Source organism: Microbacterium testaceum, assembly GCF_001476285.1.
GTDB classification, from domain to species: domain Bacteria; phylum Actinomycetota; class Actinomycetes; order Actinomycetales; family Microbacteriaceae; genus Microbacterium; species Microbacterium testaceum_B.
This window is the reverse complement of the sequence record NZ_LDRU01000020.1, coordinates 1-22,046: the sequence shown is the minus strand read 5'-3', so window position 1 is coordinate 22,046 and position 22,046 is coordinate 1. Positions and strand designations below refer to the sequence as shown.

20 protein-coding genes are annotated in these 22,046 nt (G+C 69.9%); 3 read left to right on the top strand and 17 right to left on the bottom strand.

Features of this window, described 5'->3' with window-relative positions; translation table 11 throughout:
- Positions 1–42: 42 nt before the first annotated feature.
- Both NS283_RS04015 and NS283_RS19320 read right to left on the bottom strand, forming a co-directional pair.
- Complete coding sequence (locus NS283_RS04015) at positions 43–342, bottom strand: DUF6966 domain-containing protein (RefSeq protein ID WP_058595600.1); 300 nt, start codon at positions 340–342, stop codon at positions 43–45.
- Positions 327–5,741 (bottom strand): DUF6531 domain-containing protein, encoded by a 5,415-nt coding sequence (locus NS283_RS19320; RefSeq protein ID WP_058595599.1) that lies wholly within the window; start codon positions 5,739–5,741, stop codon positions 327–329. Before NS283_RS19320 ends, NS283_RS04015 begins: the two co-directional genes overlap by 16 nt.
- Positions 5,742–6,010: 269 nt before the next feature.
- On the opposite strand from NS283_RS19320, the gene NS283_RS04005 reads away from it, so the two are divergent.
- Positions 6,011–6,292, top strand: coding sequence for a pyrophosphorylase (locus NS283_RS04005; RefSeq protein WP_081317249.1), 282 nt, complete (start codon positions 6,011–6,013; stop codon positions 6,290–6,292).
- A 109-nt stretch (positions 6,293–6,401) separates the two neighbouring features.
- Positions 6,402–7,106, top strand: a complete 705-nt coding sequence (locus tag NS283_RS04000; protein ID WP_153003276.1) for a trimeric intracellular cation channel family protein — start codon at positions 6,402–6,404, stop codon at positions 7,104–7,106.
- Positions 7,107–7,119: 13 nt separating this feature from the next.
- Here the strand turns inward: NS283_RS04000 and NS283_RS03995 are convergent, their stop codons facing one another.
- The gene (locus NS283_RS03995; RefSeq protein ID WP_058595596.1) at positions 7,120–7,905 is read right to left on the bottom strand and encodes an MOSC domain-containing protein; all 786 of its coding nucleotides are present in this window, start codon (positions 7,903–7,905) and stop codon (positions 7,120–7,122) included.
- Positions 7,906–7,920: 15 nt separating this feature from the next.
- Complete coding sequence (locus tag NS283_RS03990) at positions 7,921–8,457, bottom strand: TetR/AcrR family transcriptional regulator (RefSeq protein WP_058595595.1); 537 nt, start codon at positions 8,455–8,457, stop codon at positions 7,921–7,923.
- A gap of 68 nt (positions 8,458–8,525) precedes the next feature.
- Here NS283_RS03990 and NS283_RS03985 point away from each other — a divergent pair, with 68 nt between their 5' ends.
- Positions 8,526–9,239, top strand: coding sequence for an SDR family NAD(P)-dependent oxidoreductase (locus NS283_RS03985; protein ID WP_058595594.1), 714 nt, complete (start codon positions 8,526–8,528; stop codon positions 9,237–9,239).
- Between the two features lie 17 nt (positions 9,240–9,256).
- Here the strand turns inward: NS283_RS03985 and NS283_RS03980 are convergent, their stop codons facing one another.
- From NS283_RS03980 to hemW, 13 genes are all read right to left on the bottom strand, one after another.
- On the bottom strand, positions 9,257–10,045 hold the full coding sequence (locus NS283_RS03980) for a methyltransferase domain-containing protein (protein WP_058595593.1): 789 nt from the start codon (positions 10,043–10,045) through the stop codon (positions 9,257–9,259).
- Between the two features lie 23 nt (positions 10,046–10,068).
- Positions 10,069–11,829: a 2-isopropylmalate synthase gene (leuA, locus tag NS283_RS03975; RefSeq protein WP_058595592.1), complete on the bottom strand. Its 1,761-nt coding sequence runs from the start codon at positions 11,827–11,829 to the stop codon at positions 10,069–10,071.
- A gap of 170 nt (positions 11,830–11,999) precedes the next feature.
- On the bottom strand, positions 12,000–12,587 hold the full coding sequence (locus tag NS283_RS03970) for a GNAT family N-acetyltransferase (RefSeq protein WP_206542537.1): 588 nt from the start codon (positions 12,585–12,587) through the stop codon (positions 12,000–12,002).
- Complete coding sequence (locus NS283_RS03965) at positions 12,584–13,531, bottom strand: quinone oxidoreductase family protein (protein ID WP_058595715.1); 948 nt, start codon at positions 13,529–13,531, stop codon at positions 12,584–12,586. The genes NS283_RS03970 and NS283_RS03965 overlap by 4 nt, the downstream gene beginning before the upstream one ends.
- A gap of 32 nt (positions 13,532–13,563) precedes the next feature.
- Positions 13,564–14,457: a GTPase Era gene (gene era / locus NS283_RS03960; RefSeq protein WP_058595591.1), complete on the bottom strand. Its 894-nt coding sequence runs from the start codon at positions 14,455–14,457 to the stop codon at positions 13,564–13,566.
- On the bottom strand, positions 14,454–15,758 hold the full coding sequence (locus NS283_RS03955) for a hemolysin family protein (protein WP_058595590.1): 1,305 nt from the start codon (positions 15,756–15,758) through the stop codon (positions 14,454–14,456). Before NS283_RS03955 ends, era begins: the two co-directional genes overlap by 4 nt.
- Positions 15,755–16,222, bottom strand: a complete 468-nt coding sequence (gene ybeY / locus NS283_RS03950) for an rRNA maturation RNase YbeY (RefSeq protein WP_058595589.1) — start codon at positions 16,220–16,222, stop codon at positions 15,755–15,757. Before ybeY ends, NS283_RS03955 begins: the two co-directional genes overlap by 4 nt.
- A complete protein-coding gene (locus tag NS283_RS03945) occupies positions 16,219–17,244 on the bottom strand; it encodes a PhoH family protein (protein WP_241492185.1) in 1,026 nt (341 codons plus the stop codon). The genes ybeY and NS283_RS03945 overlap by 4 nt, the downstream gene beginning before the upstream one ends.
- Before the next feature lie 49 nt (positions 17,245–17,293).
- A complete protein-coding gene (locus NS283_RS03940; protein WP_058595587.1) occupies positions 17,294–17,641 on the bottom strand; it encodes an HIT domain-containing protein in 348 nt (115 codons plus the stop codon).
- Positions 17,642–17,698: 57 nt separating this feature from the next.
- Positions 17,699–18,433 carry a 16S rRNA (uracil(1498)-N(3))-methyltransferase gene (locus tag NS283_RS03935; protein WP_058595586.1) on the bottom strand — a complete coding sequence of 245 codons (735 nt, stop codon included), beginning with the start codon at positions 18,431–18,433 and terminating at the stop codon, positions 17,699–17,701.
- Positions 18,434–18,435: 2 nt separating this feature from the next.
- Positions 18,436–19,557 (bottom strand): molecular chaperone DnaJ, encoded by a 1,122-nt coding sequence (gene dnaJ / locus NS283_RS03930; protein ID WP_058595585.1) that lies wholly within the window; start codon positions 19,555–19,557, stop codon positions 18,436–18,438.
- 75 nt (positions 19,558–19,632) lie between these two features.
- Positions 19,633–20,673 (bottom strand): heat-inducible transcriptional repressor HrcA, encoded by a 1,041-nt coding sequence (gene hrcA, locus NS283_RS03925; protein ID WP_058595584.1) that lies wholly within the window; start codon positions 20,671–20,673, stop codon positions 19,633–19,635.
- A 115-nt stretch (positions 20,674–20,788) separates the two neighbouring features.
- Positions 20,789–22,006 carry a radical SAM family heme chaperone HemW gene (hemW, locus tag NS283_RS03920; RefSeq protein WP_058595583.1) on the bottom strand — a complete coding sequence of 406 codons (1,218 nt, stop codon included), beginning with the start codon at positions 22,004–22,006 and terminating at the stop codon, positions 20,789–20,791.
- Between the last annotated feature and the right edge of the window lie 40 nt (positions 22,007–22,046).

Genomic DNA, 22,046 nt, shown 5'->3' with positions numbered 1-22,046 from the left:
GTGGCGGGGTGTCGGAGATCAGGGACCGCGAGCGGGGTCGAATCACGCGAGACGAAGCAGGCTGTCGTAAACGGCGGTGCGCAGCGCATCGATCCTGCGGTTGTTCGCGATGTCCGGTGTGTTGCCGTCCATCAGGACGAAGTCGTTGAACGTGTTCATGCCGCCGTACATCGCGAGGCCGCGGTGGACGGCATCCCGGATGTCGCCGGCATCGCTCGCGTGACGCAGATCGCCCTCGAGGCGCGCGAAGAACTCCGCGTATCGTGCCGCCCCGACGGACTCCAAGACCTCCGCCAGCGCGGAGACCTGCGCGATCGCGTCGTCGACTAGTTGAGAGGCCATTGGTCCACCACCTGTACTCCCGGGATCTCCCAGGGCTTTTGAACGACGATCTGTTCGGTGCCGCCCATGTAGAGCCCACCTTGATTCGCCACGGTCCCCGTATGGATCTGTGTCCCCGCGGGGATGTGAACCGCGAACCCGGTGTCGAGAGGAGCCGGCGTACCGTCCGGCCACACCGGCGGGATCGCCTTGTCGATCCGGGTTTGGATGACGCCCACGGGGGGATCCGTCGAGAAGAACTGGCCCAGCGGGCTGCCTTGGGTCGAGCCGGCGCGATACAGGACGGTGTCCGCGTCGAGCACGGACGTCCGATACACGCCACCGGAGAACGTCTCGGCGAGGTTCGGCGGGAGAGTGTCGAGTTTCGTGATCGCGTTGCCGGCGGGGACGCGGTTGAGGGCGCCGGCGGTGACGGCGGACATGGTGGCGCCGGTGGCGGCGTTGGCGAGGAGGCCGCCGGGGGTGATGGGTTGGCCGCTGATGAGGTATTGGGCGGTGTTCTCGACCGCGCCTTGGGCGGCGTTGGCGCCGGTGCGGGCGAGGAGGCCGCCGGCGGCTCCGGCTCCGGGGATGAGCCCGAACGCACCGGTGAGGGCGACCTGTCCCCAGTTGACTTCGCCGGTGGTGGCCTTCTGAATGATGGTGTCGGCGCCGGCGCCGATGAGAGCGGCGCCGATGGGGCCGCCGACGCCGGTGGCGATCATGACGCCGCCGGCGATGACCATGGCGCCGCCGGCGACGTACTCCCAGTTCTCGTTCCACCATTCGCCGATGGCGTTGCCGGCGGTGGCGAGGGCGCCTTGGTGGGCGTTGGCGTAGGCGGTGAGTTGTTCGTCGGTGACGGGTTGGAGGCCGAGGGGGTCGACGGCGTGGAGGGGGTCGTTCCCGGCGAATGAGTAGGGGTTTGCTGACCAGGCGGCGCCGGCGGGTGCGGTGAGGGGGTCGGTGCTGAGGAATCCGCGGGTGGTGGGGTCGTAGGCGCGGGCGCCCATCCATTCGAGTCCAGCGACGTCGAGGCCACCGGCGGGGCTGATCGCGACGGTTCCCCCGCCGAGGGTGTTGGCGGTGGTGAGGGCGTCCCAGGGGTCGTCGGTGGTGGTGGTGCGGGTGCCGCGCCATCCGCCGGTGGTCCAGGTGTCACCGATGCCGGTGATCGCGCCGGGGGCATGGAACACGTCGGTGTCGCCGACCGAGATGAGGGTGGCGGCGTAGGCGTCGGCGTCCCAGGTGAGGGGGGTTCCGTCGATCCGGTCGAGTTCGCCGAGCGCGTTCACGCGCAGGTCGGTGCGGCGCTCTTCGTCGGGGGTGTGTGCGGTGATCGCGCGTATCCACCCGCGGTCATCCCACGCGTACTCCGTCGCCCCGGTGGGGGTGGTTTCGCGGGTCCGGCGCCCCTGCCCGTCGTAGCGGTAGGTCGTGTCACCCTCGGGTGCGGTGAGGGTGAGGAGCTGCCCGGCGAGGTCGTACGCGAAGGAGCGTTCGGTGTCGTCGAGGGTTTCGCGGACCAGGCGTCCCGCGGTGTCGTACTCCCACGCATTCACGTGCCCGTCGGTGACGGCGGAGAGGAGTTGCCCGGCGTCGTCGTGCGTGTAACGGGTGGTGCCGTCGCGCCCGTCGATGGCGGTGATGCGGCCGTCGTCGTCACGGGTGATGCGGGTGATGGCGGCGCCATCCGCGTCGGTGCGGGTGTGCGCGACCGGGTACCCGTCTTCGTATTCCCACGTCTGGAGACTGTCGCCGGCGCGGGCTTCGAGGATCCGACCGAATACGTCGCGCGTGTAGTGCACCGCGCCGAGGCGGGAGTGGTCGATGCGGCTGAGGTGCCCGGCGGCATCGCGCGCGTAATCGACCGTCACCCCGTCGGGGGTGATGAGGCGGATGCGGGCGCCGTCGGCGTCGTACTCCCAGCGGGTTGAGCGACCGTTGGTGGTGCGCTCGGCGAGACGATCCAGGCGAGTGAACCGGAGGGTGTGCGTGGTGGGTTCGTCTGTGGTGTGGTCGATGATCGTCGCCGTGCGCGCCCGCGCGTCGCGACGGATCTCGGTGACCCGCTTGCCGTTGACGGTGAGCCCGGACTCAAGGCCGGCGTCGTCGTACGACCACTCCGTCACGGTCCCGTCGGGGCTGATCTGCCGGATCTGCCGCCCCGCCGCGTCGTACTCCGCGGTGGTGACGCGACCGAGCGGGTCGGTCTGCGAGGCGACCTTGTCCAGCTGCGTGTACGTGCGGGTGGTGACCCCGCCGGCGGGGTCGGTGATCGACACCACCCGCCCCCGCTCGTCGTAGCCGTACCGGGTGACCCCGCCGATCCCGTTGGTCGCGGCGACGAGCTGGCCGGCGGCGTCGTACGAGAAGCGACGGATGCCGAACCGCGCATCCTGCGCGAAGATCGGGCGCCCCACCTTGTCGTAACCGAAACGCGCAAACCCGGCCCCCGGAACTCGCTCGCGCACCACCCGACCGGCTACGTCGAATTCGATCTCAGCACGCTCCCCCGTGGGAAGCACCCGGGCGATCACGCGAGAGTCCGCGTCATACTCCAACGTGGTCCGCGCACCCAGGGCATCGATCGCCGCGACGGGACGACCGCACGCGTCATACTCGTAGCGGGTCGTTCGCCCGGCAGGGGTGGTGATGGCGGTGACACGGCCCGCTCGGTCGCGTTCGAGGCGGGTCAGCCCGCCATCCGCGTTCAGCACCTCCACGGGACGACCACACGGGTCGTAGGTGATGAGCGACGCATCACCGGCGGCATCCTGGATCTTCTCCGGACGACCGAACGAGTCGTAGCGGACCGAGGTCTCTTCGAACGCGGTGTGGATCGTGCGGGTGGTGTCGGTCCGGGACGCCTCGGCCGACACACCGGTCGGATCCGTCGTCCGCGCCAGCTCCCCGACGGCGTCGTACTCGCGGGTCCAGACCCCGCCTGCGGGGTCGGTGATCTCCCGCAGGCGCGAGAGGGCGTCGTGGGTGAAGCCCCACGCGGCCCCGTCGGGAAGGGTGACCGCGGTGACGTTGCCGAAGGAGTCGAAGGCCCGGTCGATCACCCGGCCGAGGGGGTCGGTGGTGCGGGTGAGTTGTCCGTGCGGACCGTACTCCAGCTCGGTGCGGGCGCCGAGCGGGTCGATGATCGCGGTGACGACGCCGCCGGGGCCGTGTTCGTATCGCCAGATCGCACCGTCGGGATCTTCGCGGGATGTCAGGGCGCCGGCGCCGTCGTACACGTACCGGGTCGCAGCCCCGAGCGGGGTGATCGCCTGGGTGACCCGACCGGTCGCGTCGCGCACCAGACGCGCCACCGCGCCGTCAGCGTTGCGCGTCGCGACCAGTTCCCCGTGCGCGTCGTAGTCGAAGCGGACGACGACACCCTCGGGGTCCTGCACCCGACGGAGAAGCCCGTCGGCCCAGTCGAGTTCGGTGACGCCGCCGGCGGGGTCGGTGATGCGGGAGGGGTTTCGTTCGTGGTCGGTGGGGTAGTCGTAGGTGACGATGCCGCCGTCGGCGGTGACGACGGTGGTGACGCGGTCGTGGTCGTCGTAGCCGTAGGTGATGTCGGCGCCGTCGGGGGTGACGGTGCGGGTCTTGCGTCCGCGGGTGTCGTAGGCGTGGACGGTGATGCGGCCTTCGCGGTCGGTGACGGAGACGAGGTTGCCGGTGGGGTCGTAGGCCATCGACTGGCGGTTGCCGTCGGTGTCGATGATGCCGACGAGGCGGCCCTTGCGGTCGGCGATCCACGTGTTCGCGTTCGACCCGTCGGCGTCGGCGACTTCGGTGACCCGGCCGGAGAGGTAGGTGAAGCGGGTGTGACGCCCGAACTCCGTGGTCTGCTCCCGCACGCGCCGCTGCGTGTCGTACACGTTCGTGCACTCGATCACCCCGGCAGCCGAGACCACCTGGTCGATGAGGTCGTCGTCGTTCCACCGGTACGTGCGCGTCCCGGCGGGGCCGGTGACCGCGGTGAGGCGGTGGTCGTCGTCGTAGAGGTATTCGACGCGGCGCCCGTCGGAGGAGGTGACGGATGCCACCAGCCCGTCGACGTAGTCGACGTCGATGCGGCGGTTGCGGGAGTGCTCCAGGGCGACGATCGCGCCGGCGGCATCCCGGTGGACGGTGACGACGTTCCCTGCCCCGGCGCCGGCGCCGACCCAGTCGCCGCCGGTGGTGAACGCCCACCACGCCCCGGCGTTGTCCGTCACGAGCAGGCCCTCGGACAGGGCCAACCCGCGCGCGGCGAGGTCTTCCGCGCTGGCGCGGTTGAGCCAGTAGTTCTCCCCGGTCCCCCGGGCCCAGTCGCGCCCGTCCCGGCCGAAGACGATCTGCCGCCCGTCCGCCATCACGAACCGGGCGTCGTCCTCACCGAGCAGCAGGGTGGTGTCGAGGATCGAGGACCACCCGACGCCGAACACCCCGGCCCCGTCGTTGAGGGAGTTGTACATGCGGGTCAGCGACAGCAGTGCCGTCGCCGCGGGGAACGGCAGATCGTTCTCCGGCTCGAGGAAATTGCCCGTGGCGGAGTTCACCGGGTCGTTCACGAACCCCGTCGTCGGGGCCCCACCCCACGCCGTCGGGGGGTCGATGACCAGGTCCTGCCGGGTCGCGGACACCCCCGCCGCCGCCAGCGACGCCGCCAACGCGGCATCCGACACCGTCCCGATCCCCCCGTTCGTCCCGGCGTCCTCGAACGCCTGCGCGATCGTGTTCGCCCACGCCGTGTCATTCGCATTCGCGTCGAGCCAGGCGCGGAACCCCGCGACGACCGGGCTGACGTCGATCCCCCCGAAATCGCACGTCGCCATGAACTGGCTCGCAGCCGACGACACTCGTCCGGGGTGAGCGGAGAGCTCCGCATCCAGGTTGGAGTTTCCCGTGGCGAAGGTCCGGAGGTTCTCGGGTCGGGCAGAGGACGTTCCGCCGCCGCCGCCCCCACCGGAGGCCGGCGTCTGCCGCGGTGAGGTCGGCACCGCGGAAGCGTTGAAGACCGGCGGTTCGATCTCGCCGCCCTGTGGTGGCGGCTCTTCACCGAAGATGTCGTCCCACGTCGCGTCCAGCCAGTTCGACCGCCGCGCCTCGACCCGGGCCTTCCACTCGCGTGCGCGCCTGCGGCGAGCGTTCTCCTCGCGCGCCGCATCGCTCAACCGTCCGATGAACGACGACACGTCCCGCAGCCGCGACGCGAGCTCGCGGGCATCGCTCGCGGCGGTCGTCGCGTTGGTCGCGAAGAGCTCGCTGAAGGCGCCCTGAAAGTCCTCCTTCGCGGTGGCGACGTACGACGCGCGTGACGCCGTCTGGCCTTCCACGGCGGCCGCCGCCGCGTTCGCGGCGGAGCCCACCGCGTCCGCCAGACCGAAGTCGTAGGTCAGATCCGGTGCCCCGTACACCTCGAGATCGACATCGCTCATCGAAACCCCCCACTGGTTCGGCGGTCGCCTAGAGAACGCGGCGACCGCTCACGACCGCAAGAGCTTAGCCCCGGGTTCGTCGAAGCATCAGGGTCTTGTGGCAGGTTCTCATGCGTCCCTCATAAACCCAGATCGAGGCGCCGTTCCGTCCCAATAACCGCCTCCGCCGCCGCTCGTCAACACCTGGACACCTCCCGCGAGGTTGTTTATCGTCGTGTCGTCATGAACGGCGTGCAGTGGGTGCGCCGCGCGAAGCAAAAGGGGAAATGATGTCGCGCGTTCTTTCTACCGAGCAGGCCAAGTCGGCCATCCAGCAGATCCAGTCGATCGTGAACGGGGGCTTCACCGACCAGATCTCGCAGCTCGACGCCCAGGGCCGCATCCTGTCGGACCCGAACGTCTGGGACGGCCCCCTCGCCGCCCAGTTCCGCGGCTCCACCTGGCCCGAGACCAAGGCTGCGCTCGACAAGGCCAAGCAGGAGCTCGAAGAGCTGCGCACGCAGCTCAACTCCATCTCGCAGAACATCTTCTCGGCGGGTGGCGGCTCCTGAGCCTCCCCCACGGCGACGCGAGACGCCTCGCGTAAGAACCGGCTCGCGCCCCCACGACACGGGTGGCCGCGAGCCGGTTCTTTTCGTCGGGTCGCGGAGAATGGATGCCGTGAACCCGCCCGTCTTCATCATCCCGCTGTGGGCCGACCTCACCGCGGTCGCGTTGGGTGGAGTGCAGGGTGCTCTGTTCGCCTCGGGATTCCAGGGCCAGCGACGGCTCGACCTCCTCGGCGTCGCGATCATCGGCATCCTGCTCGGAATGGGCGGCGGTCTCATCCGCGACTTACTGCTCGGCCTCACCCCGGCCACTCTGCAGAACAACTGGTACCTGATCACCGCGACCGTTGCGGCCCTCGTCGGGATGCTCCTGTCGGGGCTGTTCCAGAGACTGAACCGCGCGATCGTCATGCTCGACGCGGTCGTCATCGGTCTGTTCGGCGTGTTCGGCACGAGTAAAGCGCTCGCCCTGGGGCTGCCGGCCGTTCCGGCGGTGTTCGTCGGCGTGCTCGCGGCCGTGGGCGGAAGCGTCCTGCGCGACGTGCTCATGGGCCTGCCCGTCGCCATCATGCACGTCGGCTCGCTCTACGCGGTCGCGGCGGGTGGCGGATGCGCGGTGGTGGCGACGGCGGCCGCGTTCGGCGTGCCCCTCCCCGTCGCGGCGGTGGTCGGCCTGATGGTCACCACGATCGTCCGCGTCCTGGCCGTGATCTTCGATCTCTCGCTCCCCGAGCAGCGAAAGCTCTACCGCCGCAAGGTCGCGGTCGAGACGACCGGCATCCCGATCATCCGGACCGACGACGACGCGCCTCGATAGAACACGACCCTCGTCAGCGCGCCTCCACGCGCACCTCGTCGCCTTCTCGGATGATTCCGCCGCCCTCCGCGGGGAGGAGCAGGATGCCGAGCGTCGGGGCGTCTTGCCCGAACTCGGTCGTCAACACGCGGAGGAGCCGCGCGTCCCGTACGCCGGAGTCGGGGTTGGCGGTGATCGCGGCGCAGCGCTCGATCGGCTTCTGGACGTCGAAGACGACCTCGCCGATGCTGATCCGTCCCTGCCACCCCAATTCCGCCCAGGCCGGCGAGCCCGACACGACGATGTTGGATCGGAAGCGGCGATCGTCGACGGGCGCCGACACCGCGGCATCCAGTTCTGCGACAGATGCTTCCCCGTGGAGGGAGATGTAACCCTGCGGGCGGTCCTGGAAACGCGCGGTCCGACCGTCGCCGATGAGCCCGAGCGGCAGGACGCCCTCGGCGTCGAGGAGCCGTGCGTCGGAGGTCGAGCGGAGGTAGGTCGTGACGGCATCCGCGAGCCGAGCACGCCCCTGCTCACCGAGGTCGGTCTCGATGTCGACGTCGTCGACTCGTAGGCGCAGCGTCTGTTTCTCGTCGTTGTAGGTGAGCGCGATCCGCGCGAGGGTGGGGAAAGTCATGAGCGCGAGCCCGCGGCTCTTCGGGAATGTCGCGTCCTCCGGCTCGGTGGCATCGGCGAAGCGGAACACGAGAGCACGGTCGCCCTGGACGCGTCCGTCGTCCTGGATCACCAGGTGGGGACGGCGCTCAGGGGTGAAGCCTTTGACGGGGTAGCGGTAGAGGGCGGCGACGTGGGGCACGGCCTCATCCTCGCATTACTCGTCGGTGGGGAGGATGGTGCTCAGGATCCGAGCCACGTCCTCGGGATCGGCGAGACGGATCTCCGGCAGGTCGAGGAAGTGCCGCGCGATCGTGACCCCGAGGATGCTCGCGACCAGGACCGCAGCGCGCAGCGGAGCGTCATCCGTGGCCGCGACGGCGGTGAGTCGTTCGGCCCGACCCTGGAGGTGGGCGCTCATCGCGCGCGCGGCATCGGGCGAGGTGAGCATCGATCGCAGCAGCGCTCGCGTCGCGGGCGGAAGCTCGCGGAGACGGACGTCGAGCACGTCGGCGAGGTGCCCCGGGACGTCGTCGCCGTCGAGTTCGGCGACCGGGGTGACGGCGAGTTCGAAGAGTTCCTGCTTGCTGCCGAAGTGCTGCATCACGAGAGAGGGGTCGACTCCCGCTCGTCCGGCGATCGCTCGTATCGTCGCACCGTCCTTCCCCCGGTCGCCGAACTCACGACGCGCGGCGTCCAGGATGCGGTCGACGGTGGCCGCCCGACGTTCGGCCCGGGAAACAGGGGACTTCATGCTTTCACTCTACAAGCGATGAGCGAAGGCGTATCGTTTCTCTCAACACATGTTGAGTGGAGGTTGCCATGGATCCGAAGGAAACGTCGAGGCACTCGTCGGTGCTGATCATCGGCGCGTCGCGGGGCCTCGGTCTCGCAATCGCGAGGCAGTACGCGGCGCGGGGAGCCCGAGTCATCGCGACAGCACGCGGCGAGAGCGCTCCAGCCCTCTCGGCGCTGCGGCACGATCACCCGGACACGGTCGAGATCGAACGCGTGGACGTCGACGATCCGGCGCAGATCGACGCGCTCGCGACGCGGCTCGGTGAGCGCACCGTCGACCTCCTGTTCGTCGTCGCCGGTGTCTCCCTCGCGCCGGTCGACGAGGCCGCGGCCGACATCTCGACCGAAGACTTCGTCCGCACGATGACGACGAACGCTCTCGGTGTCATGCGCACCGTCGAGCGTCTGGCGGACCGCGTGTCGCCGGGCGGCACGATCGCCGTCATGTCGTCGGGACAGGGAAGCGTGACCAACAACACGACGGGTGGATTCGAGGTCTACCGCGCTTCGAAAGCGGCACTGAACCAGCTCATGCGCAGCTACGCGGCACGTCGCGCTTCCGAGGGGCGGACGCTGCTGCTCCTCGCCCCGGGGTGGATTCGCACCGACATGGGCGGCGAGGGGGCCGGTCTCGAAATCGACGAAGCCGTCCCGCCGCTCGTCGACACGGTCGAAGCGCAGCGCGGCACGCCGGGACTTCGCTATCTCGACCGACACGGGGCGACCGTCGCCTGGTGACAAGGGCGCCCGCCCGCTCACGCCCGGGCGAGCACCTCGCCGTGCGGGAGGAGGATCCATCCGTCGGGGTGGGCGGCCCACTCGCGCCACGCGTCGGAGATGCGCTGGAGCTGGGCGTCGTCGGCGAGGCCGAGTCGGCGCGCGTGCCCGGCGAACGCCGACGCGAGCACGCGGTCGGCCCACATCCCGCCCCACCACGCGCGCTTCTCGGCGGTGTCGAAGACCCAGACGCTCGCGCTCGCCTCGATGCGGGTGAACCCGGCTTCGCGAGCCCACGCTTTGAGGCGCCGACCGGCGTCGGGCTCCCCCGACACCCCTCGGTGCACGCCGTGATAGATCTCGAGCCACTCATCCAGAGCGGGGATCACCGGATGCCAGATCACCCCGCCGTAATCCACGTCACGCACGGCCACGAGGCCCTCGGGGCCGGCGACACGACGGAACTCCCGTAGAGCGTCCACCGGGCGCGCCAGGTGCTGGAGCGTCTGGTGCGCGTGGACGATGTCGAAGGAGGCATCGGGGGCGTCGAGCGCGTACGCGTCGTCGACGCGGAACTCGACGTTCGTGCACTCTGCGATCGCGGCGCGCGCGATCTCGACGACGTCGGGGGCGGCATCCACTCCGACCACCTGCCCCGGGAAGACCCGGTCGGCGAGGTCGACGGTGATGGTGCCGGGGCCGGCGCCCACATCCAGGATGCGAGCGCCGGCGAACAGCGAGGACACCAGGTAGGCCGCCGAATCGGCGACGGTCCGTACCGCGTGGGAACGCAGCACGCTCTCGTGGTGTCCGTGGGCGTAGGCCACGGCCGTGTCTCTCGTGCTCGGCGTCAGACGCCGGCCAGCTCGCCGCTGGTCTGACGCGTCCGGATCGCTCGGTTCACGCCCGAAACGATCGCCTTGAGCGACGCCGTCGAGATGTCGTTGTCGATGCCGACGCCCCACAGGCGCTGGTCGTCGACCTGCAGCTCGATGTACGCCGCGGCCTGAGCGTCTCCGCCCGAGCTCAGCGCGTGCTCGACGTAGTCGTAGAGCGTGACGTCGAACCCCTGGGCGCGGACGATCTCGAGGAACGCCGCCACGGGACCGTTGCCCACGGCGGACGCCGGCTGAGCCGAATCGCCGTCGCGCAGCGTGACGTCGAGGTGCACGTCGCCGGACATGTCGCTCGACGAGCGCGTTGACAGCAGTTCGAAGCGGCCCCAGCGCTGGTCGTCATCCTTCGAGGGCAGGTACTCATCGGTGAAGATGTCCCAGATCTGGTCGCTCGACACCTCGCCGCCCTCGGCGTCGGTGCGGGCCTGGACGACGCCCGAGAACTCGATCTGCAGCTTGCGCGGCAGGTCGATCGCGTGGTCGGCCTTCAGCAGGTACGCGACGCCACCCTTACCGGACTGCGAGTTCACGCGGATGACGGCCTCGTACGAGCGGCCCAGGTCCTTCGGATCGATGGGCAGGTACGGCACCGCCCACTCGATCTCGTCGATGTGCTTGCCTTCGGCGGCCGCCCGGGCCTCCATCGCCTCGAAGCCCTTCTTGATGGCATCCTGATGCGAACCGCTGAACGCGGTGAAGACCAGGTCGCCGGCCCACGGGCTGCGCTCGGGCACGGGCAGTTGGTTGCAGTACTCGACCGTGCGCTTGACCTGGTCGATGTCGCTGAAGTCGATCTGGGGGTCGATGCCCTGCGTCAGCAGGTTGACGCCCAGGGCGACCAGGTCGACATTGCCGGTGCGCTCACCGTTGCCGAACAGGCAGCCCTCGATGCGGTCGGCGCCGGCCATGTAGCCCAGCTCCGCGGCGGCCACGGCGGTGCCGCGATCGTTGTGCGGGTGCAGCGACAGGATGACGTTCTCGCGGTGGTTCAGGTTCCGCGACATCCACTCGATCGAGTCGGCGTAGACGTTGGGGGTCGCCATCTCGACCGTCGCGGGCAGGTTCAGGATGACCTTGCGCTCGGGAGTGGGCTGGAAGACCTCGAGCACCTCGTTGCAGATGCGCAGCGCGAACTCGAGTTCGGTGCCCGTGTAGCTCTCGGGCGAGTACTCGTAGTACACCTCGGTCTCGGGGATCGTCGCCTCGTACTTCTTGCACAGGCGCGCACCCTCGAGGGCGATGTCGACGATGCCCTGCTGGTCGGTGCGGAAGACGACCTCGCGCTGGAGCACGGACGTGGAGTTGTACAGGTGGACGATGGCCTGCTTCGCGCCCGCGATCGCTTCGTACGTGCGGGCGATCAGGTGCTCGCGCGCCTGTGTCAGCACCTGGATCGTGACGTCATCGGGGATGAGGTTCTCTTCGATCAGCTGACGGACGAAGTCGAAGTCCGTCTGGCTCGCGCTCGGGAAACCGACCTCGATCTCCTTGTACCCCATCTTCACGAGCAGGTCGAACATGACGCGCTTGCGCTCGGGGCTCATCGGGTCGATGAGGGCCTGGTTGCCGTCGCGCAGGTCGACCGCGCACCAGCGCGGCGCCACCTCGATGCGCTTGCTCGGCCACGTGCGGTCGGGCAGGTCGACCGCGATCTGCTCGTGGAACGGACGGTACTTGTGCACCGGAGCGGACGTGGGCTTCTGGGTGTTCTTCATGATGTGTCGCTTCTCTTGTTCGTGGTTCCCGCCCGGAAAGGGCATCAGGAGGGGCCGACGACGAGCTCCGCGACGAGGATGGCCCTAGATCGAGGACTCGTCGCGGCAGCTAAGAAGAAGCAGACCACCGAAGCGCATTCTGCGATCCTACCAGCCCGGCGCGAGGCCGTTCACTCCCCCGTCACCCATTCGCGTGACAGGATGCCGAAGTCGACCTCGTCGCTCCACCGCCCCTTGAACCACTCGTTCTCGACGAGGTGTGCCTCGCGCCGCATCCCGACCCGCTCCGCGAGGGCGAGAGAGCGGGCGTTGTCGGCGTCGATGCGGGCGACCAGACGACGCAGCCCGTACACCGCGAATGCCGTGTCGATCAGAGCGCGCACGGCCTCGGTCGCAAGGCCCTGACCGGATGCCGCCGGGCTCACGACCCAGCCGATCTCGGCCGACCCGGCGCGTAGATCGAGGTGGAAGATCACGAGGTCGCCGATGACCGTGCCGTCGGCGAGGTGTTCGATGGCGAGGACGACCCCGCCGCGTTCGCCCTCGAGGCTCGTGCCCCCGAAGAGATGACCTATGCGTCCGCGGATGTCTTCCGCCGTCTGCGGCTCGAAGGGCAGGAAGCGGCACACATCCGCGTCACCGCGGTAGCGCACCATCGCCTCGAGATCGGCGTCGACGACCGGTCGCAACCGCACCCGCTCACGCACGACCTCGAGGCGCTCCGGTGCCGGGGGCAGGACGAACGGCGAGCCGATCACGGGACCAGCGCCACCTTGCCGCCCGGGTGCCCCGTCATGACGAATCGGACGGCCTCGACGGCGTCGGCGAGCGGATACGTGCGGGCGACGGGCACCTCCAGGGCACCGGATGCCGCCAACTCGAGCACCCGCGCCCGCGCGATGTCACGGAACCGGGCGCTCTCGGGTCGCGCTCCGGCGATCCAGAGGAAACCGTCGCTCTTCGCGCGCTCGGGATCGACGATCGTGACGATCCGATCGCGGTCCGAGACGAGGGCGAGGGAGACGTCGATCGCCTCGTCGGTGCCGACCGCGTCCCACGCGGCCGCGATGGGCGCTCCGTCGGCGGCCTCTTCCACGCGCTCGCGCAACCCGTCACCGTAGGCGACGGGGATGCCGCCGTAGCGACGGACCCGCGCGGCCGAGTCGGCGGCATCCGGACCCACCGTCCCGATCACGCGCACGCCGAGATCGCGCGCCTGCTGGAGCAGACTCACGCCCACGGCGCCCGAGGCGGCGTGCAACAGGACGGTGTCACCGGCCGCGACCCGGGTCACCTGGATCATCTCGGCGGCGGTGGTTCCGGCGAGGAGCAGATTGGCGGCCTCGGGGTGCGAGAGGGTCGACGGCTTCGCGAACACGTCGCGCGCCGGCACGGTGATCTCGGTCGCATAGGCGCCCTGGACGCGGAACGCGACGACCTCGTCGCCGACGGCGAGCTCACCGGAGCCGCCGATCGCGTCGGGACCGATCGCGAGGACCTCACCCGAGAGCTCGTATCCGATCGGAACCGGGAATGTCGCTCCGGGACGCGCGCGAGCGACGTGCTTGGCATCCGCGGGATTGACGCCGGCAGCGTGCACCCGAACGGTCACCTCGCCCGGGCCGGGCGGGGACACGTCGACCTCGTCGAAGGTCCATGTGTCGACAGGTCCCGGGGCCGGAGCCGTCCACCTTCGCGCCATGATCACGCCTCTCGTCGTGGGTGTCGGCCGACTCAGAAACCGAGGCGGCCGAGCTGCTTCGCGTCGCGCTGCCATTCCTTCGCCACCCGCACGTGCAGCGAGAGGTACACGCGGCTGCCGACGAGCGGCTCGATGCCGACGCGTGCTCGCGCGCCGACCTCGGCGAGACGCGAGCCCTTGCGGCCGATGATGATCGCCTTCTGGCTGTCGCGTTCGACGATGATGTTGGCCCAGACGTCGGTGAGATCGCTGCCCTCGCGCGGGGCGACGTCGTCGATGGTGACGGCGATGGAGTGGGGCAGCTCGTCGCGCACACCGTGCAGAGCCGCTTCGCGGATGATCTCGGCGATGCGGTCCTCGAGGGTCTCGTCCGTCGTGATGTCAGCGTCGTACAGGGCGGGTCCCTCGGGCATGAGGGCCAGCAGCTCGTCGCTCAGCACGTCGAGCTGGTCGTTCGTCACGGCCGAGAGGGGGATCACCGCGGCCCAGTCCTCGCGGAGGGAATCCACCTCGACGAGACGCTCCGTGATCTGGTCGCGCGTCGCGGCGTCCGTCTTGGTCACCAGCGCGACCTTCTTCGCGCGCGGGTAGCCCGACAGCGACTCCGCGATGCGTCGATCGCCCGGGCCGACCTTCTCGGTCGCGGGTGCGCAGAACGCGATGACGTCGACGTCACCCAGCACCTGCTCGACGAGGTCGTTCAGACGCTGACCGAGGAGCGTCCGCGGACGATGGATGCCAGGGGTGTCGACGACCACGAGCTGGCCGCCCGGTCGGTTGACGATCCCGCGGATCGCCCGGCGGGTGGTCTGCGGCTTGTCGCTGGTGATGGCGACCTTCTCGCCGACGAGGGCGTTGGTCAGCGTCGACTTGCCGACGTTGGGTCGCCCCACGAAGGTCACGAAGCCGGATCGGGTGTCGCTCATCTGTCGTTCCTCTCGCGCGCGGTCTCCGCGTCGTTTTCGTCGTCCTCCGGCTCGGCGCGTTCCACGATGACCGTCGCGATGCCGCGGTTGCGGCCCCGCGAGGCTCCCCCGGTCATCACGAGGCCAGAATGCTCGGCCGTGGCCCCGGGTTGCGGGATACGGCCGAGAGCCTTGCCCAGAAGGCCACCGATCGAGTCGACGTCTTCGTCGTCGAGCTCGAGGCCGAACAGGTCGCCGACCTCGTCGAGTCCGAGTCGCGCGTTGACCCGGTAGCGGCCGTCGTCGAGGGGGACGACCTCGGTCGACGGAGCGTCGTACTCGTCTGCGATCTCACCCACGAGCTCTTCGATGAGGTCTTCGAGGGTGACCAGGCCGGAGATCCCGCCGTATTCGTCGACCGCGAGACACACGTGGACGGCGTCGCGCTTCATCTGCTGCAGCAGCGTCTCGGCCTTCATGGACTCGGGTACGAACACGGCCGGTCGAGCGATGCGCCGGATCGGAGCGTCACGCCAGCCGGCCTCGTCGCGGAAGCCGAACTGGACCAGGTCTTTGAGATAGAGCATGCCCACGACGTCGTCGGCCTCGTCGTCGGCGAGGGGAACGCGCGACACGCCTTTCTCGAGGAACAGGGCGAGGGCTTCGCGCGAGGTCGCCGCGGCATCCACGGTCACCATGTCGGTACGCGGGACCATGACCTCGCGCACGTAGCGGTCGGTGAAGTCGAACACCGAGTGGATCAGCTCGCGGTCGTCCTCTTCGATGAGCTCGTTCTCGGCGGCCTCGTCGATGATGCTGAGCAGCTGCTCCTCGGACGCGAACGACGTCGACTGCGACAGGCCCGGCGTGACGCGGTTGCCGACCGACACCAGGCCGTGCGCGAGCGGGCCCAGGATGATGCGCATCCCCCGGATGAGCGGTGCTCCCCCGGTCAGGAGGCCGCGGGCGTGCTGACGGCCGACCGAGCGGGGGCTCGCGCCGACCGCCACGAACGAGATCCCCGTCATCAGGACCGCGGCCGCGGCGACCGCCAGCCAGATGTTGTCGAACAGCAGCACGAAGGCCGCGGTCACCAGCACCGCCGCGGTGGTCTCGGCCAGGACGCGGATGAAGCCGACGGCCGTGATGTGGGCGCTCGGGTCGTCGGCGATGCGCTGCAGAGCCCGGGCGTTCCGGCCCGACGCGCCGAGTTCCAGCAGATCGGTGCGCGAGGTCACGCCGAGCGCGGCCTCGGATGCCGCCATCAAGCCGCCGAACGCGACGAGCAGCAGCGCGGCGACGAGAAGGAGGGCCTCGGTCATGCGCGGCGGCGGCGCTCGACGGCCTGGAAACCGCTGATGAGCTCCCGCTGCAGGCCGAACATCTCGCGCTCCTCGTCGGGCTCGGCGTGGTCGAAGCCGAGGAGGTGGAGCAGGCCGTGGGTGGTGAGCAGGATCAGCTCGTCCTGGGTGGAGTGCTTGGCCGTCACGGCCTGCGCTTCGGCCACGGAGGGGCACAGCACGATGTCACCGAGCAGGCCCGCGGGCGTCGGTGCGTCTTCCGACCCCGGGCGGAGCTCGTCCATCGGGAAGCTCAGGACGTCGGTGGGCCCGGGCTCGTCCATCCACTGCACGTGGAGCGACTCCATCGCGCCCTCGTCGACGAGCACGATGGCGACGTCGGCGTCGGCGCTCACGTGGAGCTCGGCGAGGTTGTACTCCATCAGACGCAGCAGGACCTGCTCATCGATCTCGTAGCCGGATTCGTTGTTGATCTCGATCGTCATGAACGGTTTCGTCTCGGGAGGTGATCGCGGGGACCCGCGGCACGGGGGCCGCGTCGCTCCGCACGGTTGGCGAACTCGGTGGCTTCGTCGCGCTCGCGTCGAGCGACGAGGCGCTTCTCGTCGTACTCGCTGTACGCGTCGACGATGCGACCGACGAGCGTGTGACGAACGACGTCGTCGCTCGTCAGGTACGCGAAGTGGATGTCGTCGATGTTGCTCAGCACCCGCGTGACCAGGCGGAGACCCGACGCGCCCTGCGGGAGGTCGATCTGCGTGATGTCGCCCGTCACGACCATGCGCGTGCCGAACCCGAGACGCGTGAGGAACATCTTCATCTGCTCGGGCGTGGTGTTCTGCGCCTCGTCGAGCACGACGAACGAATCGTTCAGCGTCCGCCCGCGCATGTACGCCAGGGGTGCGACCTCGATGGTTCCCGTCGCCATGAGCTTGGGGACGATGTCGGGGTCCATCATCTCGTTGAGTGCGTCGTAGAGCGGCCGGAGGTACGGATCGATCTTGTCGGTCAGCGTGCCGGGCAGGAAGCCCAGACGCTCGCCCGCTTCGACGGCCGGGCGGGTGAGGATGATGCGGCTGACCTCTTTGCGCTGCAGCGCCTGCACGGCCTTCGCCATCGCGAGGTAGGTCTTGCCCGTCCCGGCGGGACCGATGCCGAACACGATGGTGTTCTCTTCGATCGCGTCGACGTAGGCCTTCTGCCCGGCGGTCTTCGGGCGGATGACCTTGCCGCGCGACGACAGGATCGCCTCGCCCATCACCTCGGACGGACGCAGGCCCCCGTCCGAGCGCAGCATGCGGTTCGAACTCGACACGTCGGCCGGGTCGAGCCCCTGACCGGACCGCGTCATCGCGAGCAGCTCATCGACGAGGCCGCGGGCCGCGCGCACGGCATCCGCCGCTCCGGACAGCGTGACCTCGTTGCCGCGCACGTGCACGTCGACGTCGGGGTGCTCTTTCTCAACCACGCGCAGGAGACGATCCTGCGGGCCGAGGAGTTGCACCATGGCGACGCCATCGACCTCGATGCGGTCGACGACGTTTTCTTCGGGGGAATCAGCCACCCAGGCTCTTTTCGTTCAGGCCGCCCGCGAGGACGTGGGCGTGCACATGGAAGACGGTCTGACCGGCGCCCTCGCCGGTGTTGAAGATGAGACGGAAATCGCCGTCGGCGTGCTCGGCGGCCACCGTGTTGGCCAGCCCGATGACTTCGGTCAACAGGTCGGGGTCGCCCGCCGCCAGCTCGACCACGTTGCGGTATTCCGCGGTCTTCGGAATGACGAGCAGATGCACCGGTGCCTGCGGGGCGATGTCGCGGATCGCGAAGACGTTCTCCGTCTCGGCCACGATCTCGGCCGGGATCTCGCCCTGCAGGATGCGCGTGAAAACGGAGGGTTCGCTCATGGCATCCAGTCTATCGACGGCCTCCGACACGCGAGGCGGGTTGCGCGAGACGGCTGCTCACCAGCGGCCGTGCGCCGCGGACAGCACCGAGATCGCCGCGGCGCCGGCCGTCGACGTACGCAGCACCGTGTCGCCGAGGCGGACGAGCCGTGCGCCGGCGTCCGCGAGCGCGGAGAGCTCATCGGGGGCGATCCCACCCTCGGGGCCGACCACGAGCACGACGTCGCGACCGTCGGACGCCTCCGTGGCGACGGCAGTGAGGCGATCGGATGCCGACGGCTCGAGCACCAGCACTCGCGCCGTCGCGGCGCGTTCCACCAGATCGGCCGTGCGCGCGACCCCCTCGACCTCGGGGATCCACGCGCGGTGCGCCTGCTTCGCCGCCTCGCGCACGATCGTGCGCCATCGCGCGAGACCCTTGTCGGCCTTGGCATCCCAGCGTGACACGCTCCGTGTCGCCTGCCACGGCACGATGGCATCGACGCCGAGCTCGGTGGCCGCCTGGACGGCGAGCTCGTCGCGGTCGCCCTTGGCGAGGGCCTGGACGAGGACGAAGCGCGGCGTCGCGGCGGGCACGTCGTCGCGGCCGGTGACCCGGACGTCGACCTGCTTCGGCGACGCGGCGATCACCAGGCCCTCAAGCCACGCGCCCCGCCCGTCGCCGAGTGTCACGGCCTCATCGACGCGCACCCGACGCACCGAGGCCGCGTGGTGTGCCTCAGAGCCGGTGAGTTCGACGATGTCACCGGGCTGAGCGGATGCCGCTTCGTCGGTGACGAAATGCAGAGCCACGGTCAGTGCCGGAAACGGTCGCGGAACTTCGCGAACATACCCTGCTGGTGCTCGGCGAGGCGGGGCTTCGGAGCCCTCGTCCGCTTCGCGAACTCCTCGATGAGGGCGCGCTCCTTGTGATCGAGGCGCGTCGGGGTGACCACCTGCACACCGACCTTGAGGTCGCCGCGCTGGCTTCCCCGGAGCGGCGTGATGCCGCGGTTCTTGATCGTCAGCACGTCGCCGGACTGGACGCCGGGCCGCACCTCGAGGTCGACGGTCCCGTCGAGCGACTCGATCGTCGTGGTCGTGCCGAGGATGGCGTCCGGCATCGAGACCTCGAGCGTCGCCAGAAGGTCGTCGCCCTCACGGCTGAACGACTCGTGCGCCTCGACGGTGACCTCGATGTACAGGTCGCCGTTGGGGCCGCCCGCGGGGCCGACCTCGCCCGAGCCCGGGAGCTGCAGGCGCAGCCCCGACTCGACGCCGGCCGGGATGTCGACCGACACGGTGCGCCGCGCGCGCACGCGTCCCTGGCCCTGGCAGGTGTTGCACGGGTACGGGATCGTCGTGCCGTGACCCTGGCAGACGTTGCAGGGCTGGCTGGTGACGACGTTGCCGAGGAGGCTCCGGACGGTGCGCTGCACGTGTCCGGACCCGTGGCAGATGTCGCACGTGACCTCGCTCGTGCCCGGTGCCGTGCAGGCGCCCTGGCACGTCTCGCACAGTACGGCGGTGTCGACCTCGAGGTCGCGGTGCACACCGAACACGACGTCGCCCAGGCTCAGGGTCACGCGCACGAGGGCGTCCTGGCCGCGTTCGCGACGCGACCGGGGGCGCGGTCCGCGACCTCCGCCGCCCTGCGCTCCGCCGAAGAAGGTCTCGAAGATGTCGCTGAAACCGCCGAAGCCGCCCGCTCCCCCGCCGCCGAAGGGGTTCTGGTCGCCGCCCATGTCGTAGCGACGGCGCTGCTCGGGGTCGCTGAGCACGTCGTACGCGTGGGTGACGAGCTTGAAGCGCTCGGACGCGTCTTCTCCGGGGTTCACGTCGGGGTGCAGTTGGCGCGCCAGGCGTCGGTACGCCTTCTTGATGTCTTCGGGGCTGGCGTCGCGCTCGACGCCCAGGACCTCGTAGTGGTCAGCCACAGTCGCCTTCCTGCCCGCTTGCGCGGGATCGTTCTCGGTGGGGTGCTCGTCGCGGGGTGTTCGTCGCGCTCGTCGTCAGCGGGAACTGTCGTCGTCTTCGAGCATCCGGGTCAGATAGTGCGCGACGGCGCGGACCGCCGCGAGGTTGGAGGAGTAGTCCATGCGGGTGGGGCCGAGCAGACCCACCCGCGCGCCGCCGGCGGAGCCGTCGTACCGGCTCGCGAGGACGGACGCCTCGATGAGACCGAACGGCTCGTTCTCGCGGCCGATGCTGGCCGAGAGGCCCTTGTCGTCCGCGACCATCTCGCTCATGAGGCGCAGGAGCGTCACCTGCTCCTCGATGGCCTCGAGCAGCGGGTAGATGCTGCCGCGGAAGTCCTGCTCGCGCTTGGCGAGGGTCGCCGCTCCCGCCATCACGAGACGATCCTGACGGAACTCCTCGAGCTCTTCGCCCACCACGCGCAGCACCGCGTCGGCGATCGCGTCGATGGCGACGCCCGGGCGCGGTCCGTCGGCGAGGGCGTCGGCCACTCGCTGGACGCTGTCGGCGACGCTCCGCCCGACCAGCACGGCACCCACCCGCGCGCGCAACTGCACGATCTCGGGCTCGCCGGGTTCGGCCGGGACGAGCGCGATCCGCTGCGAGACGCGCCCGGTGTCGGTGACGAGGATGACGAGCACGCGCGGCCCGCCGAGCGCGACGAGCTCGACATGAGTGACGTTCGCCCGCGCGAACGACGGGTACTGCACGATCGCGACCTGACCGGTCAACTGCGTCAGTGCGCGCACCGTCCGTGCGAGCAGGTCGTCGAGGTCGCCCGCCTGGTCGAGGAACGAGGTGATGGCGCTGCGCTGCGCGCTCGAGAGGGGACGCAGCTCGGCGAGGTGATCGACGAAGACCCGATACCCCTTGTCCGTGGGGACGCGGCCCGAGGAGGTGTGCGGCGCGACGATGAGCTCTTCGTCTTCGAGCAGCGCCATGTCGTTGCGGATGGTCGCGGCCGACACCCCGAACGCGTGACGATCGACGATGGCCTTGCTGCCCACCGGCTCGCGCGTGTCGACGTAGTCCTGCACGATCGCACGGAGCACCTGAAGGCCGCGTTCCGACACCATGAGCTGCTCCTCCCGTTTGGCACTCCGAAGTCGTGAGTGCCAATTCTACGGGATCGGCGCGCGTCGTCGCCGGGGGCTCGCGGATGCCGTGGACTCGGCCCGGCTGCGGGTGGAGTCAGACGGTCAGGGCCCGCACGACGGCATCCGCGAGGAGGCGCCCGCGCCGGGTCAGGACGATGCGCCCGCGCACGGCATCCGGACCCTCGACGAGCCCGTCGGCGATGAGGGAGGCCACGGCCTTACGGCCCTCGCCGTGCAGCTCCGACACCGCCAGACCCTCGCGGATGCGGCTGCGCAGCAGCACCGACTCGAGACGTCGAGCCGTTTCATCGGGCCGCTCTCGCGCAGCGGCAGGCGACTCGTCGGCGGCCAGACGCTGCGCGTACGCGGCAGGATGCTTGACGTTCCACCAGCGGAGTCCCGCCACGTGGCTGTGGGCGCCGGGGCCGAAGCCCCACCAGTCGGTGCCCCGCCAGTAGGCGAGGTTGTGCCGCGAACGGTGGGCCACGCCCCGCGACCAGTTCGACACCTCGTACCAGTCGTACCCGGCGTCGGAGAGCGACTCGTCGGCGAGCTCGTACATGTCGGCCTGCAAGTCGTCATCCGGCATGGCGACCGCGCCGGAGCGGATCTGTCGCGCGAGCTTCGTGCCGTCTTCGACGATGAGGGCGTACGCCGAGATGTGGTCGGGGTCGAGGGCCGAGGCCGCCTCGAGCGACGCACGCCAATCGTCGAGCGACTCGCCCGGTGCGCCGTAGATGAGGTCGAGCGAGACGTCGAGGCCGGCTCGGCGCGCGGCGGCCACCGCGGTCGCCACGTTCGCCGGGTCGTGCGTCCGGTCGAGGGCGGCCAGGACGTGCGGACGAGCGGACTGCATCCCGACCGAGACGCGGGTCACCCCGGCGGCCGCCAGCGTCTCCATCACGGCATCGTCGACTGTGTCGGGGTTGGCCTCCACGGTGATCTCGGCGCTGTCGGCGATGCCGAACTCCGTGCGTACCGCGTCGAGCATCCGCGCGAGGTCGCCGGGCGGGAGCAGCGTCGGCGTGCCTCCGCCGAAGAACACCGTGGATGCCATGCGGCGCGGGCCTGCGGCATCCATCACCCTGCCCGCGAGGCGCACTTCGGACGCGAGCGTGTCGGCGAAGTCGTCTTGCCGCGCTCCGCGGAGCTCGCTCGCGGTGTAGGTGTTGAAGTCGCAGTATCCGCAGCGCACGCGGCAGAACGGCACGTGCAGGTACACGCCGAAGTCCGTCGCGGGGTCGATCGTCAGGTCATCGGGCAATCGCCCGTCGGCGGGGGCGGGGTCTCGGAGGGGAAGGGGCCCGCCCATCAGGACGTGTGCAGGGGAGAGATCGCGCGCAGGTACTGCG